The sequence below is a fragment of the Pseudofrankia asymbiotica genome (assembly GCF_001983105.1).
Lineage (GTDB): Bacteria > Actinomycetota > Actinomycetes > Frankiales > Frankiaceae > Pseudofrankia > Pseudofrankia asymbiotica.
This window is the reverse complement of record NZ_MOMC01000071.1, coordinates 1-20,767: the sequence shown is the minus strand read 5'-3', so window position 1 is coordinate 20,767 and position 20,767 is coordinate 1. Positions and strand designations below refer to the sequence as shown.

20 protein-coding genes are annotated in these 20,767 nt (G+C 72.8%); 12 read left to right on the top strand and 8 right to left on the bottom strand.

Features of this window, described 5'->3' with window-relative positions; translation table 11 throughout:
• Positions 1-239 precede the first annotated feature (239 nt).
• The 3 genes from BL253_RS42545 to glmS all read left to right on the top strand — a co-directional run bounded on the left by BL253_RS42545 (position 240) and on the right by glmS (position 3,696).
• Complete coding sequence (locus BL253_RS42545; protein WP_158230452.1) at positions 240-1,244, top strand: hypothetical protein; 1,005 nt, start codon at positions 240-242, stop codon at positions 1,242-1,244.
• 297 nt (positions 1,245-1,541) lie between these two features.
• The gene (locus BL253_RS30665; RefSeq protein ID WP_076820797.1) at positions 1,542-1,811 is read left to right on the top strand and encodes a hypothetical protein; all 270 of its coding nucleotides are present in this window, start codon (positions 1,542-1,544) and stop codon (positions 1,809-1,811) included.
• Between the two features lie 58 nt (positions 1,812-1,869).
• Entirely contained in the window at positions 1,870-3,696 is a 1,827-nt protein-coding gene (gene glmS / locus BL253_RS30660; RefSeq protein WP_076820796.1) for a glutamine--fructose-6-phosphate transaminase (isomerizing), read from the top strand.
• A gap of 63 nt (positions 3,697-3,759) precedes the next feature.
• Here glmS and BL253_RS30655 read toward each other — a convergent pair whose 3' ends face one another.
• A complete protein-coding gene (locus tag BL253_RS30655) occupies positions 3,760-5,127 on the bottom strand; it encodes a hypothetical protein (RefSeq protein WP_076820795.1) in 1,368 nt (455 codons plus the stop codon).
• Positions 5,124-5,630 (bottom strand): SigE family RNA polymerase sigma factor, encoded by a 507-nt coding sequence (locus tag BL253_RS30650; protein WP_241835295.1) that lies wholly within the window; start codon positions 5,628-5,630, stop codon positions 5,124-5,126. Before BL253_RS30650 ends, BL253_RS30655 begins: the two co-directional genes overlap by 4 nt.
• 432 nt (positions 5,631-6,062) lie before the next feature.
• Here BL253_RS30650 and BL253_RS30645 point away from each other — a divergent pair, with 432 nt between their 5' ends.
• Positions 6,063-6,719, top strand: a complete 657-nt coding sequence (locus tag BL253_RS30645) for a class I SAM-dependent DNA methyltransferase (protein ID WP_241835294.1) — start codon at positions 6,063-6,065, stop codon at positions 6,717-6,719.
• Positions 6,720-6,843: 124 nt separating this feature from the next.
• On the opposite strand, the gene BL253_RS30640 is transcribed toward BL253_RS30645, so the two are convergent.
• From BL253_RS30640 to BL253_RS30630, 3 genes are all read right to left on the bottom strand, one after another.
• Positions 6,844-7,902, bottom strand: coding sequence for an NAD-dependent epimerase/dehydratase family protein (locus tag BL253_RS30640; RefSeq protein ID WP_076820793.1), 1,059 nt, complete (start codon positions 7,900-7,902; stop codon positions 6,844-6,846).
• 103 nt (positions 7,903-8,005) lie between these two features.
• Positions 8,006-9,220, bottom strand: coding sequence for a sensor histidine kinase (locus BL253_RS30635; RefSeq protein ID WP_076820792.1), 1,215 nt, complete (start codon positions 9,218-9,220; stop codon positions 8,006-8,008).
• Positions 9,221-9,304: 84 nt separating this feature from the next.
• Entirely contained in the window at positions 9,305-10,033 is a 729-nt protein-coding gene (locus BL253_RS30630) for a response regulator transcription factor (RefSeq protein ID WP_076820791.1), read from the bottom strand.
• 162 nt (positions 10,034-10,195) lie between these two features.
• Between BL253_RS30630 and BL253_RS30625 the strand changes: the two genes are divergently transcribed.
• From BL253_RS30625 to BL253_RS30615, 3 genes are read left to right on the top strand one after another with little or no spacing between them, the layout of a single operon-like run.
• On the top strand, positions 10,196-10,876 hold the full coding sequence (locus tag BL253_RS30625) for a glycosyltransferase family 2 protein (RefSeq protein ID WP_076820790.1): 681 nt from the start codon (positions 10,196-10,198) through the stop codon (positions 10,874-10,876).
• A complete protein-coding gene (locus tag BL253_RS30620) occupies positions 10,873-11,598 on the top strand; it encodes a TIGR04282 family arsenosugar biosynthesis glycosyltransferase (protein ID WP_076820789.1) in 726 nt (241 codons plus the stop codon). Before BL253_RS30625 ends, BL253_RS30620 begins: the two co-directional genes overlap by 4 nt.
• Positions 11,595-12,374: a methyltransferase domain-containing protein gene (locus tag BL253_RS30615; RefSeq protein ID WP_241835293.1), complete on the top strand. Its 780-nt coding sequence runs from the start codon at positions 11,595-11,597 to the stop codon at positions 12,372-12,374. The genes BL253_RS30620 and BL253_RS30615 overlap by 4 nt, the downstream gene beginning before the upstream one ends.
• A 90-nt stretch (positions 12,375-12,464) precedes the next feature.
• Here BL253_RS30615 and BL253_RS30610 read toward each other — a convergent pair whose 3' ends face one another.
• Together BL253_RS30610 and BL253_RS30605 are read right to left on the bottom strand one after the other, a co-directional pair.
• Complete coding sequence (locus BL253_RS30610) at positions 12,465-12,956, bottom strand: hypothetical protein (protein WP_241835292.1); 492 nt, start codon at positions 12,954-12,956, stop codon at positions 12,465-12,467.
• 8 nt (positions 12,957-12,964) lie between these two features.
• A complete protein-coding gene (locus tag BL253_RS30605) occupies positions 12,965-14,164 on the bottom strand; it encodes a molybdopterin-dependent oxidoreductase (RefSeq protein WP_076820788.1) in 1,200 nt (399 codons plus the stop codon).
• Between the two features lie 125 nt (positions 14,165-14,289).
• On the opposite strand from BL253_RS30605, the gene BL253_RS30600 reads away from it, so the two are divergent.
• The 4 genes from BL253_RS30600 to BL253_RS30585 all read left to right on the top strand — a co-directional run bounded on the left by BL253_RS30600 (position 14,290) and on the right by BL253_RS30585 (position 19,732).
• Positions 14,290-15,999, top strand: coding sequence for a hypothetical protein (locus BL253_RS30600; protein ID WP_241835291.1), 1,710 nt, complete (start codon positions 14,290-14,292; stop codon positions 15,997-15,999).
• A gap of 274 nt (positions 16,000-16,273) precedes the next feature.
• Positions 16,274-17,176 carry an SDR family NAD(P)-dependent oxidoreductase gene (locus BL253_RS30595; RefSeq protein WP_081438860.1) on the top strand — a complete coding sequence of 301 codons (903 nt, stop codon included), beginning with the start codon at positions 16,274-16,276 and terminating at the stop codon, positions 17,174-17,176.
• 128 nt (positions 17,177-17,304) lie between these two features.
• Complete coding sequence (locus tag BL253_RS30590; RefSeq protein ID WP_076820786.1) at positions 17,305-18,492, top strand: cytochrome P450; 1,188 nt, start codon at positions 17,305-17,307, stop codon at positions 18,490-18,492.
• A gap of 277 nt (positions 18,493-18,769) precedes the next feature.
• Positions 18,770-19,732, top strand: coding sequence for a glutamate ABC transporter substrate-binding protein (locus tag BL253_RS30585; RefSeq protein ID WP_241835290.1), 963 nt, complete (start codon positions 18,770-18,772; stop codon positions 19,730-19,732).
• Between the two features lie 126 nt (positions 19,733-19,858).
• On the opposite strand, the gene BL253_RS44905 is transcribed toward BL253_RS30585, so the two are convergent.
• Positions 19,859-19,984, bottom strand: coding sequence for a hypothetical protein (locus BL253_RS44905; RefSeq protein WP_274535227.1), 126 nt, complete (start codon positions 19,982-19,984; stop codon positions 19,859-19,861).
• A 96-nt stretch (positions 19,985-20,080) separates the two neighbouring features.
• Here BL253_RS44905 and BL253_RS30580 point away from each other — a divergent pair, with 96 nt between their 5' ends.
• On the top strand, positions 20,081-20,608 hold the full coding sequence (locus BL253_RS30580; RefSeq protein ID WP_076818684.1) for a hypothetical protein: 528 nt from the start codon (positions 20,081-20,083) through the stop codon (positions 20,606-20,608).
• Positions 20,609-20,767: the final 159 nt, after the last annotated feature.

Below are 20,767 nucleotides of genomic sequence, written 5' to 3'. Positions count from 1 at the left end.
CACCGAGTGGGTCAGCACGGTCACGCCACGTGGCACGGTCACGCCGTGTCGCGCGGTCACGCCACGTGGCACGGCCACGCCACGCGGCCCGGTCGGTTCTCTGGCCGTCCGCACCATCCTCCAGCCCCCAGCCCCGGTCTGAACCGYGGTCTTCGCCCCGGAGAAGTCGGGGTGCCGTGGCGCGTCGTCTTCACGCTTCGTCCACCAATGACTTCAGATTGTTACTGGAGGTGGTGGGTGTGGCACAAGGACCACGGATACACGCCCGTTGGGTGTCGCGGAGGTGGCGCGCGGTCCGTCTCTGCGCCCCCGCCGCGGTACCTCTCGTCCTGCTCGCCGTCCTGCTCGCCGTCCTGCTCGCCGGCGGCGGCCCCTCCAGCCCGGCCAGCGCGGCCGGTGGGACCGGTGGGGCCGGAGCCGGACCGGCCGCGGGCACCACGACGGGAGCGGCGGCGTCTGGGCTCATGACGGGGCCCACCACGGAGCGCGCGACAGAGCCCGCGACGTCGGCGGCGTCGTTCGGGATCGCGCTGCTTCCTCGACCCGCGAGGCCCGGCGAGGACGCCGCGGCCGGCGGGCCACGCGCGGCGCGGTACATCGTGGAGACCATCCGGCCCGGGGCGGTCGTGACCCGCGAGGTGGAGGTGTCCACCGACGCCGCCGAGCTCCTGCCGCTGTCCATGTACCCCGCCGCGGCCACCGTCGCCAATGGGCACTTCCAGCTCGCTCCCGAGCGGACCGCGAACGACCTGTCCGGCTGGACGACGCTCGACCGGTCCGAGGTGTCCCTGTCGCGGGGTCGTCCGGTCACGGTCCAGGTGACCATCGCCGTGCCTCCGGACGCCCCGCCCGGAGAGCGCTACGGCGCCGTCTGGGCCGAGTCCGCGGGGGTGTCCCCGACACCTGGCGAGGCGACGGCCGAAGGGGTGCGGACGGTCAACAGGGCCGGAGTCCGGATGTACGTGGATGTGCCGTCGGCAGCCTCCCCGACGGAAGGCGGACCGGTGGGCCTGGCCGGCGCGACACGTGCGGCCGGCGCGACACGTGCGGCCGGCGCGACACGTGCGGCCGGCGCGACACGTGCGGCCGGCGCGACAGGGGCAGCGGGCGTGACAGGCACGGCGGGCACCCCGGTCCCGCTCGTGGTGGCGCTGGTCGCGGCGGCCGCCGCGCTGGTTCTGGCCATCGGGCGGCGCGGATCGCGGCCGGCCCAGGCCCGTTCCGGGGACGCGGGTCCACCCTGAGCCGGTCCGCGCGAGCCGTTCATGATCTGGTGGATTCCTCGGCGCTGTAGCTCCCGAAATCGCACCAGATCATGGAGCGCGGCACGGGCTGCCTCGACCGGTCGGCTCCTGCCCGCCGAAGCCCCGCGACAGGCGCTGGCGCGGGCCGAGCCGCAGGCCAAACCCACGTGAAAGCAGCCTCCCAGGCCTCCCGCTTGGGCCTCGGCTCGCGAGAAGGACTCCCGTTCGGTCGACTTCCTGCCCGATTCCGGGCAGGAAACTGGCTCTGACGTCCGCCGGGCCGGCATCGTGGCTCGCATGCCCGTGTCGCTGCCCGCCGACCTCGTCGCTCACGTGGCCCAGACGACGGACCTGAGCCCGGCCGAGGCGGCCCGGGTCGTCGCCGATGTTCTCGCCTACTACGACGAGACGCCCGACTGCTGGGTCCGCCGCCGGCACCGCGAGCTGAAGCGCCACGGACTGACCAACGACGCGATCTTCGGGCAGATCGGCCGGGAGCTGGCCGACCAGCGGTTCCGGTCCGACGGCCTGACCGCGCGGCAGCTGCGTCGCCTCGTGTACGGCTGAGAACCTCCCTGCTCAGGACGTCTCGACGTCCGCCAGCACCCTGGAAGGGACAGATCACATGTGCGGGATCGTCGCCTACATCGGCCGCCGGCCGGCCGTTCCTCTCGTCGTCGACGGGCTGCGGCGGTTGGAGTACCGCGGCTACGACTCGGCCGGTCTCGCCATCCCGGACCGCGGCGACAGGCTGGCGGTGCACAAGGCGGCCGGCCGCGTCGACGACCTCGCCGCGCGGCTGCCGAAACGGCTGACGGCGACGACCGCTGTCGGGCATACCCGCTGGGCGACCCACGGCGTGCCCAGCGACGCCAACGCGCACCCACATCTCGACACCGCGGGCCGGGTCGCCGTCGTGCACAACGGGATCGTCGAGAACGCCGTGGAGCTGCGTACCCGGCTCACCGCGGAGGGCGTCGTGTTCGCCTCCGACACGGACACCGAGGTGCTCGCGCACCTGATCGCCCGAGAGCTCGCCGCGGGTGAGCGGGGACTCGCCGACGCGGTCCGGGTCACGCTCGGCCAGATCGCCGGTACCTACGGCATCGCTGTGCTGGACGCGACCCGGCCCGACGAGATCGTCGTCGCCCGCAACGGCAGCCCGCTGCTGCTCGGCGTCGGGGACCGCGAGGTGCTGGCCGCCTCCGACCTGTCCGCGCTGGTGACCCATACCCGCCGCGTCGTCCACCTGCAGGACGGTGACCTGGCGGTCCTGCGCGCCGGCGGCTACGAGGTCCACCGTGACGGGGCGCCGGCGAGCCGGGTGCCCGAGGTAGTCGACGTCGAGCCGATGGCCTACGAGCTCGGCCAGCACCCGCACTGGATGCACAAGGAGATCCACGAGCAGCCCGCCGCCGTCGAACGGGCTCTCACCGGCCGGATCGACGACCGGTTCGCCACCGCGCACCTCGGCGGCCTCGGCCTCTCCCCACGGGAGACCCGGGAGATCCGCCGGGTCGTCATCCTCGGCTGTGGCTCCGCCTACCTCGCGGGCCGGCTCGGCGCGCAGCTCGTGGAGGAGGTCGCCCGCATCCCCGCCGTCGCCGAGCCGGCCGCCGAGTTCCGCTACCGCAACCCGGTCATCGAGCCGGACACGCTGTATGTCGCGGTCAGCCAGTCCGGGGAGACCTACGACACGCTCGCCGCGGTCCAGGAGGTCCAGCGCAAGGGCGGCCGGGTCGTCGGCGTCGTCGGCAAGGTCGGCAGCGCGATCGCCCGGGAGTGCGGCAGCGGCATCTACCTGCACGCCGGGCCGGAGGTGTCGGTGACGTCCACGAAGACCTACACGGCGACGGCGGTCGCGTTCGCGCTTCTCGCGCTGCACCTGGGCCGGGTGCGGGACCTGTCCCCCGCCGACGGGCGGCGGCTGATCGCCGGACTGCGGGCGCTGCCCGGCCAGATCACCGAGATCCTCGCGTCCGAGGAGCGGATCCGCGACGTCGCGGCCCGCTGGGCCTCCTACCCCGGAATGCTGTACGTCGGCCGGGTCCGCGGCGCGGTCGTGGCCTCGGAGGGCGCGCTGAAGCTCAAGGAGGTCGCGTACCTGCACGCCGAGGCCTATCCGGCGTCCGAGCTCAAGCACGGCCCGCTCGCGCTGATCTCCCCCGACCGGCCCGTCGTCGCGGTCATCCCCGACGACGAGCTGCGGGACAAGAACCTGGGAACGGTCGCCGAGGTGAAGGCACGCGACGGCCAGGTCCTCGCCGTGGGCCATGACCTCGAGCTGAAGGCGTCCGCCGACGAGGTGCTCGTCGTCCCGCGCAACGAGCGCGAACTGGACCCGATCCTGCTCGGCATCCCCCTGCAGCTACTCGCCTACCACGCCGCCGTGACGCTTGGCCACGACGTCGACCGCCCCCGCAACCTCGCGAAGTCCGTCACCGTCGAGTAGCCCGCCGGCGGCTCGGCGGTCGCGGCCCGGCGAGCCCGCCCCGCCGCGACCACCGGTCGGACCTCACCAGGCGAAGAGGTTCTTTCCCCGCTGGTTGCCCGGGACCGCGTCGATCGCGAGGTGAGCACCCTTGCCGGTGGCGACGTCGACGCGGTAGGCATGGCCGAGGTCGGAGTCCTCGATCATGATCACCTGCCGGCCGGCCGGGTCGAGCGCCAGCTCGTGAAGCACCGGCCCTGCCCCGGCCGTGCCCGGGTCCGACAACACGCCGAAGATGACCCTCGTCATTCCTCCGCCACTGGGCGCGGACATCTCAAGCAGCCAGGTCTGGTGGGGCATGTGGGGGAACTCGCTGGAGCGCTTTACGGGCAACGAAGCACCGATCGCGTAAAGGGAACGGCCATCGGGTCTGAGGATCGGCCGGATCACCGAGTTCCCGACTGCCAACTGGCCGTTCACCACCTGGCGGGAGCGGGCAAACAGGTCACCGGCCCCGCTGACGTCCAGGATCCACACCCCGGCGTGCGCTGTCGGCGGACTCGCCGGCGGGACGGGTCTGGGCGGCTGGAGGATCCCGTCGACCTGGTAGGCGAGTTGCCGTCCGTCCGCCGCCCAGCTCAGATCCGTCATATAACCGGGGTAGCTGTTCGTGAACGACTTCTCGACCTGCCCGTCGGCGATGCGCACGACGTCGATGCCCATCACCGCGGCCGTGCGAGTGCTCGGGGCCGCGGGCTGGAGCCGCATAGGGACCGCGATATCGCGGCCGTCCGGCGAGACGGCGAGCCAGCTCTCGTCCGCGCCGGCCGGAAAACGAAAATCGAGCCTGGTCAGTGACCTGACCCGGCCAGCCGCGTCCAGGGTCAGCCGGTAAAGAAACGGATCCGTGGTGGCGACGTAGAACGTGAGCGGGTCCGGTGAAGCCGCGACCGTCGCCGGACGGCCTCCGGTCGGTAGTGCGTGCTTCGCGCTGACCGCGCTGGTCGTCGCGTCGACCACCACGAGCGAGGGCTTCGCCGCCCCGTCCAGCCTGACGAGGTAGCGGGCGGTTGAGGGAGGCAGGTCGGACGCGGGCACAAGGGCCGGGAGCGTGGGTATGCCTATCGTCCCTTGTGCCCTCGGCCCCGCGGGCATCGAGGCGGAGGGCGCGGCCGCCGGCGTGGTTGTCGGCGTGGCGTTGAAGGTGTGGGCCGGAGCCTGTGTTGACCGGCCGCCGACCAGGCGAGGCAGCACGGCGGCGCTCGCGACGAGCAGCAGGACGACGGCCGCGGCGACCGCCGGGAGCAGCCAGCGCGGGCGCCTCGAGGCGGAAGCAGGGCCATCGGCAGCGGGCGGGGCGGGCCGGCCGGCCTTGAGGGTCAGCTGGTCGCCCGTGATCGGTTCGGCTCGGGCGGTCAGCGCGTCGCGGAGCCGGTCCTCGGTGATGCTCACCAGTCCTCCTCGCCAAGCAGCTCGCCGAGCGCGCGGGCGGCCCGGCTCGCGGTCGAGCGGACGGTGTGCGGGGAGATCCCCAGCGTTTCGGCGATTTCGTCATCGGAGAGTTCGGAGTAGTAGCGCAGCACCAGCACGACCTGACGGCGCGGCGGCAACCGGCGCAACGCGGCCAGCACGGCGCGACGATCCTCGCCAAGCAGCGCGTTCGCCTCCGCCGAGGCGGCTGGCGGCTCGTACCGCAACCCGGTGCGGCGGGCCACCAGCCGACGGCGCAACTGACTGCGGGAACGATTGATGACGCTCGTGCGCAGATAGCCCGCCGCCCGGTCCCGGTCACGCAGCCGCGGCCACTGCCGCAGCAGCCCGGCGAACGCGTCCTGGACGACGTCCTCGGCGACGCGCTCGTCGTCGAGCAGCAGCACCGCGAGCCGCAGCAGCCCGCGCCTGTGCTCCAGGAACAGTGCCGCGACCTCGTCGTGAGCGTCGTCCCCGGTCCGCACAGACCGAGGATCTCCGGACAGGGCCGAACCGGGCACGGTGACCGCGGCGGCRCTGGCTCCCGAGGCTGGGTCCGGCGCCCGGGAAGGCGGTGGTGGTCGCACTTCAGAAACGACGCGCCAGCGCTCGGCCTGATGCTCATGGGGCCGAGAAATCTTTCAAGGTGCCGAGTGCGACGACCTCCGGCGCCCGGTGATCCGCCGCTTCGGCGGATCAGTCCGGCCTGATGACCGCGACGGTCGAACGGGAGCTCGGCCGGATCGTCGCCGCGCGCTCGGCCACGGCGGCGGGCGAGCCGCAGGACTGATCCGCGGCCTTGGCCTCGCGGTGCTCGAGAACAGGACGCTCCGGCGCGAGGCTGGGCTCGGTTGCTGTATAGCTGAGGGATGGACTCGGACGGCGCTGGCGCAGGTGGACCGAGTCGCTGGTCGTCGTTGACAGGCGGCAGGTCAGGCCAGCTTTACGCGGACCGGTTTGACCGGCTCGCGGCCCAGGGCACCGACGTCCATGGCGAAGCGCGGCTGTGCGCCGCTCTGGTGCCCCCAGGTTCCCGCGTCCTCGATGCCGGATGCGGCACGGGACGAGTCGCCATCCGGCTGGCCGAGTCGGGCTACCACTGCGTAGGCGTGGACAATGACCCGTCGATGCTCGACACCGCCAGGGCTCGTTCGACGCAGGTCACCTGGATTCACGCGGACCTCGCGGCCCTGGACCGCTCGGCCGGACGAGACCGGCCTGACCCATCCCACGCTCCCGTCGCCGCCGATGGGCCGTTCGACCTCATCGTCGCGGCCGGAAACGTGATCCCCCTGGTGTCGCCGGGAACGGAAGCCTCGGTGATGCGCGGCCTTGCCCAACGGCTCGCACCTCACGGTCTGCTCGTCGCCGGGTTCGGTCTCGACACGGCTCATCTACCTCTCCCCGAAGCCCCGTTCGGTCTGGCGGAGTACGACGCCTGGTGCCAGGCCGCCGGCCTGACGCTCGAGCGGCGGCTCGCGACGTGGGATGTGCCCGGCAGTGCCGACGAGCCCCTGAGGCTCGTCGGCACTGCCGGATACGCCGTCAGCATCCACCGACGGAACGCGGACTGATGGTTCCGCGTCGAAGTCGCTCGGCTTCCGGCTTCGGGCTTCCGGCTTCCGGCTTCCGGCTTCCGGCTTCGGGCTTCGGGCTTCCGGCTTCGGGCTTCGGGCTTCCGGCTTCGGGCTTCGGGCTTCACCCGCGTAGCGGGTCATGGGCGAAGGCGGTCATGCCCTCGGTGAAGGTGACCGCGGCCTGGTAGCCGAGGAGATCGTGGGCGCGGTCGGACGAGGCGACTATGTGCCGGACGTCGCCAGCCCGGTACTGGCCGGTGACGATGGGCGCGGGTCCGCCGAAGGCGGCGGCCAGCGCGGACGCCATCTCGCCGACCGTGTGGGGTCGGCCGGAGCCGACGTTGGCCGGGACCAGCTGGCCAGGCGTGAGTCGGCCGGGCGTCGAACCGTGCTCAAGCGCCGCCAGGTTGGCGCGGGCGACGTCGTGGACGTGGACGAAGTCGCGGAGCTGGCCGCCGTCCTCGAACACCCGGGGCGGTTCGCCCCGCTCCAGGGCGCTTCGGAAGATTGACGCGACGCCGGCGTAGAACGTGTCCCGAGGCATCCGGGGGCCATAGACGTTGTGGTAGCGCAGCGCCAGGACGGTGCCGCCGGTGGCCATGGCCCAGGCGGCGGCGAGGTGTTCCTGAGCGACCTTGGTGGCCGCGTAGACACTTCTCGGATCCAGCGGCGCGTCCTCGGTGACGGGCGTCGATCGCAACGGCTCGCCGCAGCGCGGGCAGGGCGGTTCGAACCTGCCCCTGTCCAGGTCGGCTGGTCGCCGGGGGCCCGGGCGCACCGGCCCGTCGGCCGCGCAGCGGTATCCGCCTTCGCCGTAGACGACCATCGAGCTGGCCAGCACGAGCCGCCCTACGCCACGGCGGGCCATCGCGGCGAGCAGGACCGCGGTGCCAAGGTCGTTGTGGGTGGTGTAGACGGGCAGGTCGTCAAGATCGACCCCGAGACCGACCATGGCGGCCTGGTGGCAGACGGCGTCCACTCCGCGGAGCGCCGAGTCCACGGCGGCCTGGTCGGTCACGTCGCCGACGATGAACTCGGCGGCATCGTTGACTGAGGGTTTCGTGCGGTGCACGGCTGGAAGCAGGGCGTCGAACACCCGAACGGAATGTCCCTCGCCGACCAGCGCGTCGACGACATGGGAACCGATGAAGCCGGCACCGCCGGTGACAAGAACCCGCATGTCCGCGACGCTAGCCGCGCTGGGGCCGGCCGGATCTTACGAGCCGCGGAAGCCTGCTCCTCCGGAGGAGGTCAGGCCGAGGGGCTCACGCAGGCCGACGGGCTCAGGCGGCCGGGAGGGCGACGACGAAGCGGCAGCCGCCGTGCTGGTTGTGGACGGTGACGTCGCCGCCGTGGGCCTCCACGATGCCTCGCACGATCGCCAGCCCGATGCCGGACCGTACCCGCGGCTGATGAGGATGATCGCCACCGTCACCGGGGGTACGCGCGGTCTCTCCCCGGAAGCCGAGGTCGAACACCCGGGGCAGGTCTTCGGTGGGGATGCCGCCGCACCGGTCGGCGACCGCGACGATCGCCCGGCCGCCAGCCGCCGCTCCGTCCCCGCCGCCGTCCGCGCCCCCGTTTCCGCCGCCGTCGCCGGCGCGCGACGCGCCGCCCGTCCGCCCGACCTGGACCTCGACCGTGCCGTCGTCGGGGGTGTGGCGGATGGCGTTGACCAGCAGGTTGATCAGCGCCCGGCTGACCTGGGTGGCGTCCGCGTCGACGTAGACGGCGTCGTCGGCGTTGCCGGTGACGACGACCCTCCTGGCGCGGGCGATGGGATCGACGGTGGCGACGGCGTCGGACACGATGTCGGCGAGGGAGACCTTCTCCAACGCCAGCTGGAGCGCTCCGGCCTGGAGCCGGGCGAGCTCGAAGAGGTCGTCGACCATGCCAGTCAGCCGCTCGGCGTCGGCGAGCATCTGCCGGTGGTAACGCGCCGTCGTCCCCGCGTCCGTGACCAGGCCGTCCGAKAGTGCTTCCGCCGTCGCCCGGATCCCGGCCAGCGGCGTGCGCAGGTCGTGGCTGATCCAGGCCACCAGCTCGCGTCGGCTGGCTTCCAGCGCGCGTTCGCGTGCGCGCGCCTCGACGAGGCGTACGTGGGTCGCGTCGAGCGTGCGCGCCAGGGCGGTGAGCTCGGCCGTCGGAATCCGGTCGGCTCGCTGGTAGACCGGGTCGCCCAGCGTGTCCGCCGCGCGGGTCAGTGAACCTGTGGCCGCGACGACCGGCCGGCCGAGGCGCACCGCCGACGCGGTCGCGACCACCGCGGAGACGGCGACGACGATCAGCACGACCCGTAGGTCGTGGTGCGAGAGGAACATGGCGCGGGCGGTGCCGGCCACGCCGGCCGCGACGGCCAGGATCGGAACGACGCAGAGCACGCCCGCGGTGGCCCACAGCGGCCGGGCGCGCAGCAGGCGAAGCAGCGGGACGCCGGTCAGCGCGGCCACCGCCGAGCAGGCCAGGGCGATGCCGACGACCTGCAGGTCCGCGCTCATGACAGCGTCTCCCTTCTGGCCGACCGGCGGGGTCCACCCATCGGTCCGATCGGTCCGAGCAGCCCTCTGGCCGGCCAGCCGGGGCTACGCATCAGTGGCGAGGGGCCCGCGCGCCGGATCCGGGTCGGCCGCGCCCGGCGGGTCATACCGGTAGCCGACGCCCCACACGGTGACCAGCAGCCGAGGAGCCGTCGGGTCGTCCTCGATCTTCTCCCGCAGCCGGCGGATGTGCACGGTGACGGTCGACGGGTCGCCGTAGGTCCAGCCCCAGACCTGTTCCAGCAGCTCAGCGCGGGTAAGGGCGCGGCCGGGGTGGCGCAGCAGGAACACCAGCAGGTCGAACTCGCGGACGGTGAGCCCGAGCGGGACGCCGTGACGGGTGGCGGTGCGGGCGGCCGCGTCGATGACGAGGGTGCCGGCACGCAGGACTCCGGACCCGGCCGGCGATGGTTCGCTCGCCCGGCGCAGCACGGACCGCACCCGCAGCGTGAGCTCCCGTGGGGAGAACGGCTTGGTCACGTAGTCGTCCGCGCCGCACTCGAGGCCGGCGATGCGGTCGGCCTCCTCGCCGCGGGCGGTAAGCATGATCACGGGGACGGGAGCCCGTTCCCGCAACCGGCGGCAGACCTCGATGCCGTCGAGACCGGGGAGCATCAGGTCCAGGACCACGAGGTCAGGGGCGGTGGCCTCGGCCGCCCGCAGTGCCGCGGGGCCGTCCGCGGCCCGGTCGACGTCGAATCCGGCGTTGCGCAGGTAACGGTCGACGACCTCGGCCACGGTGGCGTCGTCATCGACCACGAGGACACGGGGCACACCGCCACCATAGGTCGCCGGCGCCCGATACGGACGGCGCTGGGCAGGCCGTCACGGGTTCGTAAGCAGATCCGGGCCGGCCCCGGGGTGATGGTCGTCTGCCCACCGATTTCCTCGTTCGGTAAGGGTCGATGTTGGCGGACAGTCACTAGAGTCGCGACCATGATCACGCAAAGTCACCAGGGGTCGGTGTCGGTCGACGTCGTRCTCCCCTGCCTGGACGAGGCCGAGGCACTGCCCTGGGTCCTCGACCGGATACCGCCCGGATATCGCGCCGTCGTGGCCGACAACGGCTCCCGCGACGGTTCGGCGCGGCTGGCCCGCGAGCGGGGCGCCGTGGTCGTCGACGTGCCGCGGCGTGGCTATGGGGCGGCGGTGCAGGCGGGCCTGCTCGCGGCGGACGCCGACGTGGTCTGCGTATGCGACGCCGACGCGTCCCTGGACCCCGCGCAGCTTCCCCGGCTCGTCGCCGAGCTGACGGCCGGACGCGCCGACCTGGCCCTGGGACGCCGCCGGCCAACCTCCGCCCGGGCCTGGCCGCCGCACGCCCGCCTCGGCAACGCGATCGTCGCCCAGCGGCTGCGCCGTCGCGGCGTCGGAGTCCACGACCTGGGGCCGATGCGAGCCGCCCGGCGCGAGGAGCTGCTGGGCCTGCCGATCACCGACCGCCGCTTCGGCTACCCGCTGGAGCTCCTGCTGCGCGCCGCCCAGGCCAGCTGGCGCATCGTCGAGACGGACGTCGACTACCACCCCCGGGTCGGCCGGTCGAAGGTGACCGGGACGCCGCTCGGCACGGCCCGCACGGTGCGGGACATGACGGCCGCGCTGGCGAGCCTGCGATGACCTCTCCTCGGTGGCCCGGGGAGCCGGCTCCCGCGGTGACGCTGCTGGTGATGGCGAAGGAACCGGTCCCCGGCCGGGTGAAGACCCGGCTGACGCCGCCGTTCACCTCGGCTCAGGCCGCCGCCGTGGCCGAGGCCGCCCTCGCGGACACGTTGACCGCCGTCAGCCGCCTTACCCGGCTTCCCGGCATCGGTCCGGTCAGAGCCGTCCTCGTGCTCGACGGCGCGGTCGGGCCGTGGCTGCGGACGCCGATCGAGTCGGTCCCGCAAGCCCGGGGACCGTTCGACGCCCGGCTTGCCGCCGCGTTCGACGCCGCCGCCGGCCCGGCGCTCCTCATCGGCATGGACACCCCGCAGGTGACCCCGGCGCTGCTCGCCGACGCCTGCCGCGCCCTGGCCCGCACCGACGCGGTGTTCGGCCCCGCCGCCGACGGCGGGTGGTGGGCGCTCGGCCTGCGCCGCCCCGACGGCCGCCTGCTGCGCGGGGTCGCCACCTCCCGGCCGGACACCGGCGCCCGCCAGCGGGAACGGCTGGCCCAAGCCGGCCTGCGGGTCGCGGCGCTACCTGTCCTGCGGGACGTCGACACGGCCGCCGACGCCGACGAGGTCGCGCGGCTCGTCCCCCACGGGCGGTTCGCGGCGGCCGTGCGGACCGTCCTGACCGGTGAGGCTCGGACCAGCGAGGCCGGGACTGACGCGGCCCGTCCGCTGGTGCGGCGATGACCTCCGCTGGTCCGGCGATGACAACGGCGGTGGCCGCGACCACGACCGGGCGCCGGCCGGCCGTCACGGCGGGCGATCGGCTCGGCGGCCCGAGCCTGCCGGTCGCGCGGAGCGGCTCGCCGACCACGGGGGGCGCGGAGGGCCGGTCACCGACCGCGGTGTACGAGGCGGCCCTGCGGTCCGCGGACGGCCGGCTGTGGGTGAGCCACCCCGACGGGCGCCGGGACCTGCTGCCGGTGCTCGCCTGGCGCGGCGACCTGGCTCCGGGTGACGCGTCCCTGCTGCGCCGCTGCGCCGGTCCGACCCTCGACGTCGGCTGCGGCCCGGGCCGGCTGGCCGCCGCCCTCGCCGCTCGCGGGGTGCCCACCCTCGGCATCGACGTGGCGGCGTTCGCGGTGCGGCTCGCCCGCCGGGCCGGGGCGACCGCCCTGCGCCGCGACGTCTTCGGCCCGCTTCCGGCGGAGGGACGCTGGTCGACGCTGGTGCTGGCCGACGGCAACATCGGGATCGGCGGAGACCCGGGCCGGCTGCTCACCCGCGCGGCCGAGCTGCTCGGCCCGGCTGGTCGGGTGCTCGTCGAGCTGCAGGCCCACCCGGCACCGCCCGGTCAGCTGCTCATCCGGCTTGAAGGGCCGGACGGACAGATGTCGAGATCTTTCCCCTGGGCGTTCGTCGGCTCCGGGGAGATCCGCCACCACGCCTCGGCCGCCGGGCTGGTCCTCACGGAGACCTGGAGCAGTAGGGGCAGGCCCTTCGCCGCCTTGGGCCGGCCGTAGATCTCTGATGAGCCGCGAGCCTCCGGCGCTCCCGATACCGCGCGCGGTCCGGATGCCGCGCGCGGTCCGGATGCCGCGCGCGGTCCGGGTTCAGGCCGGGTCCGGGTCCGGGTCCCGGTCCCGGACCGGGGCCGGGGCCGGGGCCGGCGTGGCGTCCCGCGCCCGCTGTGCCCGCCGGGCGCGCATCACCCGGATGGCGATCAGGGCCACCGCGGCAGCCCACACGGCGCCGAGCACGATCGCCAGGTTCCGCCCGTAGGGCAACGGGTTCACCGTCGGGTTGTCCGGTGAGCCACCGTAGCCGCGCCAGAGCGGGAGGGAGGCCAGGGCGACGGCCGCGCTGACCAGCAGAGCGCCCTGCACGACCGCTCGGTAYGGCGCGCGCACGAACCTGGTCAGCAGGAGCCCCACCACGGCGGTCACCGGGACGATGACCAGGTCGTGCACAAGAACGCCGCCGATCAGCCACCGGGCCGCCTGCGGCGGGTGCGTGGCCCGCGTCATYGTGAACAGCCCGTGGATGCCGTACCCGATCACTACCAGACCCGCGGTCGCGAGCAGGACGCGCACGACCGCGGCCACCGGCGCCTTCACAGCATCACAACCCGGTGTACCCACTTGGTCTGCAACACCCCAGGCCGGTTGGGGGCGATGAGCCGGGCCGGGTATCCGTGGTCGAGATCGAGCGCGGCACCGTTCAGCCCGGTCGCGAGCAGCGTCAGCGGGTCCCGGGCGTGCGACGGGTTCACCTCGCTGGCGCGGTAGCCGCCACGCGCCTCGAGCGACTCGACCCGCACCGTCGCCCCGGGTGGGATGCCCGCGGTGTCGAGCAGATCGCGCAGTCGCGGGCCGTGCCAGGTCGCGTCGGCGGCCCACCCCTCCACGCAGGTGATCGGCAGCTTCGACGTGTGATGGTCGAACGCGAGCAGCTCGTCGAGGCTGAGGGTGAACGGGCGCGGGCCGACGACCTCCAGCCGGTAGCTCGGGTCGCGGGCGATCGCGGTGACCCTCGCGGCGGCCGCGGTCCGGTTGACCGGCAGCCGCTGCGGGCCGAGGTCGGGCCGCCGCGGCGCGAGCAGGTCGAGCCGGGACAGCCCGGGTACGAACTGGCCGGCGGTGGTCAGCGTGATGACTCCGGCCGCGGTGCCGACGGCGATCCCGAGGCCGCGCCGGGACAGCCCGTCCCCCGGCGGCTCCGGCTCGCTGCGCCGGTCGGTGAGGCCCGCGCGGCCGGCCCGGCCCGGGCCGACGTTCGCCCGCACCACCGCGAGCTTCGCGGCGACGTGCACCAGCAGCGCGCCGATCGTGATCCAGGCGACCCAGTAATGAGTGACCGTGAAAAAGAACCGGAAGCGGTACCACTGGGCGATGTTCGCTATTCCGGTGGCGAGCTGAAAGACGGCGCCCGCGATGAGCGGYACGATCGTCAGCCGCTCCAGCGCGTGCGCGGCCGAGCGCACCGGCGGCCATTCCCACAGCCTCGGGTAAACGGTCCAGAGTTTCGCGAGCAGCAGCGGGACGCTGGCCAGCCCGGTGGCCACGTGCAGACCTTGCGTCGTCCGGTACAGCCAGACCGGACGGGCGGGCCAGTCCAGCCAGGACGGCGGGTGCTGCATGAAATGCGAGACCAGACCGGTCAGGAAGCACACCCCGAACGCGATCCCGAGCCAGATGCCCAGGAGCGCGGCGACCCGAGGATCATGCAGTCGGCTCGAGAAAGTGCCCTCACGCAGCGGGCCCTGCCGCAGGATCGCGGGCGGATGGGGAAATCGTCTGGTCAGCACGCGCACTCACGCACCGTAGGTCCCGATCGCCCGGCAAAACGGTCCGCGAGGCCTTACGGAACGGAGAAATCCAGGCCCGGCGGGCCCGTRCCGGTCGAAATGCCTGCCAGGCTCGCCGCATGCCGAGTGCCATGACCGACACCGGAAGCCAGGGCATTCCCACCCCGCCGGACGAGCGGGCGGCGCGGGCACGCCCGCGGGAGCTGGGGCGTCCAGGGGAGCTGGGGCGCCCACGGAAACCCGGACACTCACGGAAACCTGGGCGCCCATGGCGCCTGGCGGCGCTGGCCGGGGCGGCCGCGGGACTCGCGGGCGTGCTCGCCGTCCAGGCGGCGGTGCTGCATCAGCCGGGCTACCTCGTGAGCCGCCCAGCCCTGCTGTACCTGACCATGCTGTGGTGGGCGCTCGGCCTGCTCACGGCCGCCCTGCTCGTCCTCGCCGCTCCCCGCCGGCTGGCCCTCGTTCTCCTGCTCGCCGCCACCGTCGCGGTCCAGGGCTTGGCGCTCACGCATGGCCCACGGCTGTCCGACGATCTTTACCGCTATGCCTGGGACGGCCGCGTGCAGGCCGCCGGCGTCGACCCCTACCGCTACGGCCCGCTCGCCCCGGAACTCGCCGGGGTCCGGGACGACTGGCTGTTCCCCGACTCGGCCGGGTGCACCGCCGACCATCCCCGCCCGCGCTGCACCCGGCTGAACTACCCGCGGGCACACACCATCTACCCGCCGGTGGCCCAGGCCTACTTCACGGCGGTGCACCTCCTGCGCGGACCACCCCGCGAGCACAAACTGCAGCTCTACGCCTCGCTCACCTCCCTCGCCCTGGTCGGCCTGCTCATGAGAATGCTGGCGGCGCGCGGACGGGATCCGCGCCTCGCCGCCTTCTACGCCCTGACGCCACTCGCCGGTCTCGACGTCGGCTCCGACGCGCACGTGGACGTTCTGGGCGCGCTGCTCGCGCTCGGCGCCGTCGCCGTCCTGACGCCGCGCGGCGCTCCTGTTCCCGCGGCCACGTCCGCCGCCACCCCAGCGGCCATGCCCGCGGACGTGGCGGGCGGCCCTGACGCGGCGGCGCCGCCGACCACGACCACACGCCCGAGCCGGGGACGGGTGTGGATGGCCGGCGCCCTGCTCGGGGCGGCGGTCGCGGTGAAGCTCTACCCGGTGCTGCTGCTCCCGGCGCTGGTGCGGTGGGGGCGGGGGCGCCGGACCCGGCCCTTCGGCCTGCTGTGCGCCGCTGGCGCGGTCATCGGGCTGACCTACCTTCCGCACGTCCTCGCGGTGGGCACCGGCGTCCTCGGCTTCCTCCCGCAGTATCTGAACGTCGAGGGATACGACCAGGGCAGCCGGTTCCTGCTGCTCGCCGGGGTCGGTATTCACGGGACCGCCGCGAAGGCCGTCGCGGTGGGCGTGCTCGCCACCGTCACAGCCGCCGTGCTGCGCTCCGACCCGGATCGCGTGCCGGTCGAGCGAGCCGCGTTGTGGCTTGTCGGCGCCGCCTTCCTGACGGCGACCCCCGCCCAGCCCTGGTACGGCATCCTGCTGGCCGCGCTCGCCGTCCTGGCCGGCCGGCTGGAATGGCTCGCCGTCGCCGCGGCCGCCTATCCCTTGTACGTCTCCCTGTTCACCGACCTGCCCGGTGACGCCTGGACGCTGCGGGTCAGCTCCTACGCCACTGCCGCGATCATCGTGCTCGCCGTCACCCTCACCCGMTCCATCCGGCACGGCCGACCATTCACATCCAGCGAAATGTCGGAGGACGCCTCGCCGCCTGATCGCCAGGCCATCGCGGCTCCGCACACACTGGGGGCTCCTCACGGCGCGACAGACGTCCAAAGATGAGCCACGACGTTGATCGGAGTCCACGGAATGTCGGCGTCGCCGCCGGGGCGCCCTCCAAGCGCGGACCACAGCGCAGCCGTCATCCCCCTGGCATCCCTGCACCGCAAGGCACATCGACCGGCCAGCGGACGAGCCGCCCCGCCGTTCCCTCGCTCGCTCGCCCGGTTTTCGCGRCCGATCCGCGGGCCACGGAGGAGGCGGCCGAACGTCGACCGATTGCCAGCTGAGCGTGCGTTCACTAGGTTCTGCGCGTACCCGAGACGGAGGGCGCAGCATGGCGGAGCCGCTGAGGTTCGATGGAGAGGTCGCTGTCGTCACGGGGGCTGGGCGAGGGATGGGGCGCTCCCACGCCCTCGAGCTGGCCGGGCGCGGCGCCAAGGTCGTGGTCAACGACATCAACGGCGCTCGGGAAGTCGCTGACGAGATCCGGGCTGGCGGCGGCGAGGCCGCGATCGACACCCACTCGGTGGCGACCGAGGAAGGCGGCCAGGCCATCATCGACCTGGCTCTTTCTACCTGGGGACGCCTGGACACGGTGGTCACCAATGCGACCATCTATCTGATGAAGCCGTTCGACGAGATGACGTTGGCTGATTTCGACGCCGTCATCGACGTCAAACTGCGTGCGGCGTACTTCGTTTTCCATCCGGCCTATCTGCACATGAAGCAGGCCGGCGGCGGGCGCCTGGTCGGAGTGACCTCGGGCGCGGGTCTGCAGGGCATGGCGACCCAGGTCAACTACGCCGCGGCCAACGCCGCCCTGGTCGGGATGTTCCGGACCATCGCCCTCGAGGGCGCGCAGTATGGGATCAAGGCGAACCTGCTCAACCCCGGGGCCCTCATCGCCGGGGCGTCCTCCCCGTTCATGGACCAGATCCCGGGCGTCAGCGGTGACGACATCCGGGCCAATTTCCTCCCCGAACGGGTCAGCCCGATGGTGGCCGTGCTCGCCCACCGCACCTGCCCCTGCACCGGGCAGATCCTGGGTGCCTGGGGCGGGCGGTTCGCCCGGTCCACCATCACCACGGCGAAGGGGTGGGTCTCCAGGGAGYCACCGACCGCCGAGGACGTCGTCGACCACTGGGACGAGATCGTGGACCAGGACGGGGCCGTAGATCACCCGAATGACGTCATGGTCTTCGCCTACGAGAACATGCAGATCCTCTACGGGCGCTGAGGCTTCGCTTCCCGCGCCCGCGCGGGTAGTAGATGAGCGCTCACTTCAGAGGTAGTCTCCTTCCGCTGGGCAGTCGCCCAGTACGTGCGCGGGAACCACCGTGCCACCGACCTGCGGAGGACGTTCACATGGGCCGGAAGCAGCTTGACGTCAACTTCTTCGACCGGGCCGCGATTGAGGATCCGTGGCCGTTATACGAGGAGGTCCGCGGAGTCGGCCGGGCGGTGTGGAACGAGGTGATCCATGGCTGGATGGTGACGGGGTTCGACGACTGCCGGGAAGTGCTGACCGATGTGGGTGAGCGGTTCTCGGCGATGCCGCGGGATCCAGGCGTCCTACCGTGGTTCGAAGCCCCGACCATGATCACAACGGACCTCGAGGTTCACCAGCGCCTGCGCAGCTGCCTGACGCCGATGTTCACCCGGCGGGCGACCGATCAGTGGGAAACGCGCGTCGAGGCCGTCGTCGAGCAGCTGCTCGCGCCCCTGGCCGCCRGCGACAACACCTACGACCTCATCGCCGACTTCACCATGGTGCCGACGATCATCGTCGCCGAGATGCTCGGCGTGCCCGAGGAGCGCCACGGCGACTTCCGGCGCTGGTCGAACACCATCGTGACCAATCTGTCCTACGGCCATGAGGACGAGCAGGCCCGCTCCGCGCTGCGAACCGCCGCGACCGAGCTGAACCAGTACCTGCGCGAGGAGATCGAGCGCCACAAGCGCGAGCAGCTGGATGACTGGCTCACCGCCATGATCAAGGCCTCGGGTGACGGCGGAGCGATGTCCGACGACGAGGTGCGCGCCGCGGCGGTGCTCCTGCTGGTCGCGGGCTACGACACGACCGCCAAGCTCCTTTCCAATGCGCTGCTCGCCTTCGAGGCGAACCCGGAGCAGCGCGCGATCGTCGCGAACGACCCCAGCCTCATGCCCGCGGCGATCGAGGAGGTCCTGCGCTGGCGCAGCACCGTCCAGATGATCCCGCGCATAGCTGTCCGAGACCTCGACTTCGCCGGCGCCGAGATCAAGCCGGGCGAGATGGTCTACGCGATGATCGCCGCTGCCAACCGCGACCCCCTCCGTTGGCGGCGGCCCGAGGAGTTCGACGTGCGTCGCGAGCGTCAGGCGCACTACGGATTCGGCTACGGATCGCACCTGTGCCTTGGCGCCCCGCTGGCCCGCCTCGAGGCCAGGGTGGCGCTGCAGGCCATGCTCCGTCTGGCGCCGGAGTTCCGGCTGCGCGGAGTGGATTTCGGGCCGTCGTTCTTCGTACGGGGGCCCGAACGCGGGTTCCTCGACGTCGGAGTCCTCGCCTAGTAGGACCCCGTCCAGGTCATCTGAACCGGCACCGCTCCGCCCCGCCACGTCCAGCACCGGCTTCCACCTGACAGCGCCCGCGACAGTGTCGTGACCTCCATCCGACATTCGCGTCACGGCGTCTGGGCGGCCACCTACGATCTCCATCGTGGCAGCGGTCACCGCGAGTAACGCACGCCGCCCTCGGCGACGACCGTTACGAGCATGGCGGGGCGGGAGGCCGGCTCCGGGGATGGGTCCGCGGTCCAGATCCAAGACCGGGGCCATTGCGGCGGCCGTGACGGGCCTGTTCGTCATTGCCTCGCTGGCCGCGTGCRGGACCGTGTCGAGCCCGCTCCCGGACGCCGCCCGACCGATGACGGCGCCGGCGACGCCGGCACTCGTGGTCCCCGGAGCATCCACCGCGTCGCCCGGGTGCGGGGACCTGACCGCCAGTCTGCGGCCACCGGCTGTCCTTCCGGGCCCCGGCGCGATACCACCCGACTCCTACCTCGAGACGATCGCCAAGCGGGGATACCTGACGGTCGGGGTGCGGCCGGACACGCCGCCCTTCGACTCGCTCACTCCGGACACCAACCAGTTCGAGGGCTTCGAGATCGACGTCGCGAAGCTGGTCGCGGCGGCGATCTTCGGCCCCGTGGACGTGGACGAGCACGTGAAGTTCCACGCCCTGACCGCGGCCGAGCGGATCTCCTCGGTGCGGAGCGGGAAGGTCGACATGACCACCGCGACGATCACCGTCACCTGCGACCGGCTGACGCAGGTGGACTTCTCGTCCGTCTACTTCCGCACCTCCAAAGCGGTCCTTGTCCAGCGCGGGTCGGGTTTCCGCGGGCTGGAGGACCTCGGCGGCCGCCGGGTCTGCGCGGCCAGCGGCACCACGTCGATCCAACGGGTCGTCGACGCGCCGTCACAGCCCGTCCCGGTACCGGTCTCCACCGTCGCCGAATGCCTCGTGGCGTTGCAGAACGGCTCCGTCGACGCCGTGGTGAACGACGAGATCGTGCTGGCCGGAATGGCCGCGCAGGACCCGGAGACCGAAATCGTCGGTCAGGGACCCGATGACGTGCCGGTGGCCGCCGCCATAAGCAAGGCGCACCCGGAACTCACCCGGTTCGTCAACGGCGTGCTCGCGGCGGCCGCACAGGATGGCACCTGGACCAGGATCTACAACCAGCGCCTGTTGAAGGACCTGAAGCGCCCGGCGCCCGTGCCGCCGCCCGCTCGTTACCGGGACTGACGGATAGTGAGCGCCGCACCGGTCCAGGCCGCCGGCGACGCTGGACCCGGTCAGGTGTCCCGGCTGTTCGCCATCTACCGGCCAACCGCACACCAGCGCGGCTCAGCAGGCGGCCTGTGACGGCCGTCAGCCCGGTACCCGGTCCAGCCGCCTACCGGCCTGGTGCTCGGCCAACGCGGCCAGCAGCTCTCTGAGCCACCAGTCGTCGCCGTGACGGTCGACGTCGGTGACGACCTGGTTGAGCACCGCCACGTCGCCGAGCCGGGTCCGGGCCGCGCTTGGCGGCTCTCTCAGCCAGATCGGAGTTCATCGGGCATCGCTGGCCTGTTGCGAGGTATGGTTGATTACATGATTACAGAAGAAGTACGTGGCTGGTTCACCGGCCGTCTGCCGGTGGCCCTGTTCCAGGAGCTGGTGGAGGTGACGGTCGATCGCGAGGAGATCACCGTGGTCGGCCGGATCGAGGCGCCTGAGCTCGCCGAGGGCGTGTCCGACACGGAACGGCGCGCCGCTGTCGAGGGCCGCGTAGCGGAGTTCCGGGAGCGCACCCGCGAGGATCGGATGGAGGTGGCCCGGGAGGCCGAGGCGAAGTTCGGGCGGAAGGTGTCCTGGGGCGTGGAGTGCGGCGGCACCCGCGGGCTCTACAGCAACGTCTCCGCGCCGGTGATGACCAGGCTGCGTCAGCCCGAACGGCAGGTGCTCGACCTGCTCGTCGAGGGCGGTGTGGCACGAAGCCGCAGCGACGCCCTGCTCTGGTGCGTTCGACTGGTGCAACGCCACACCGGGGACTGGCTCGACGAGCTCAAGGAGTCACTCGTGAACGTCCAACGGGTCCGCGGCCGTGGGCCCAACGCCGGAATCGGCGAACAGGAATAGGCACCGGCGCCGCCCGGGCGACGGACTGGCACACCGGGCGGTGCTGCCGGACGGTCGCCTTCGCTCGGCTGGTGCGGCCGGCAACCGCGATCACAGCCAGCCGAGATACCAAGCCGTCCGGCTTTAGCTCGTCCCCAATGCCTTACGCAGGTCCTTCAT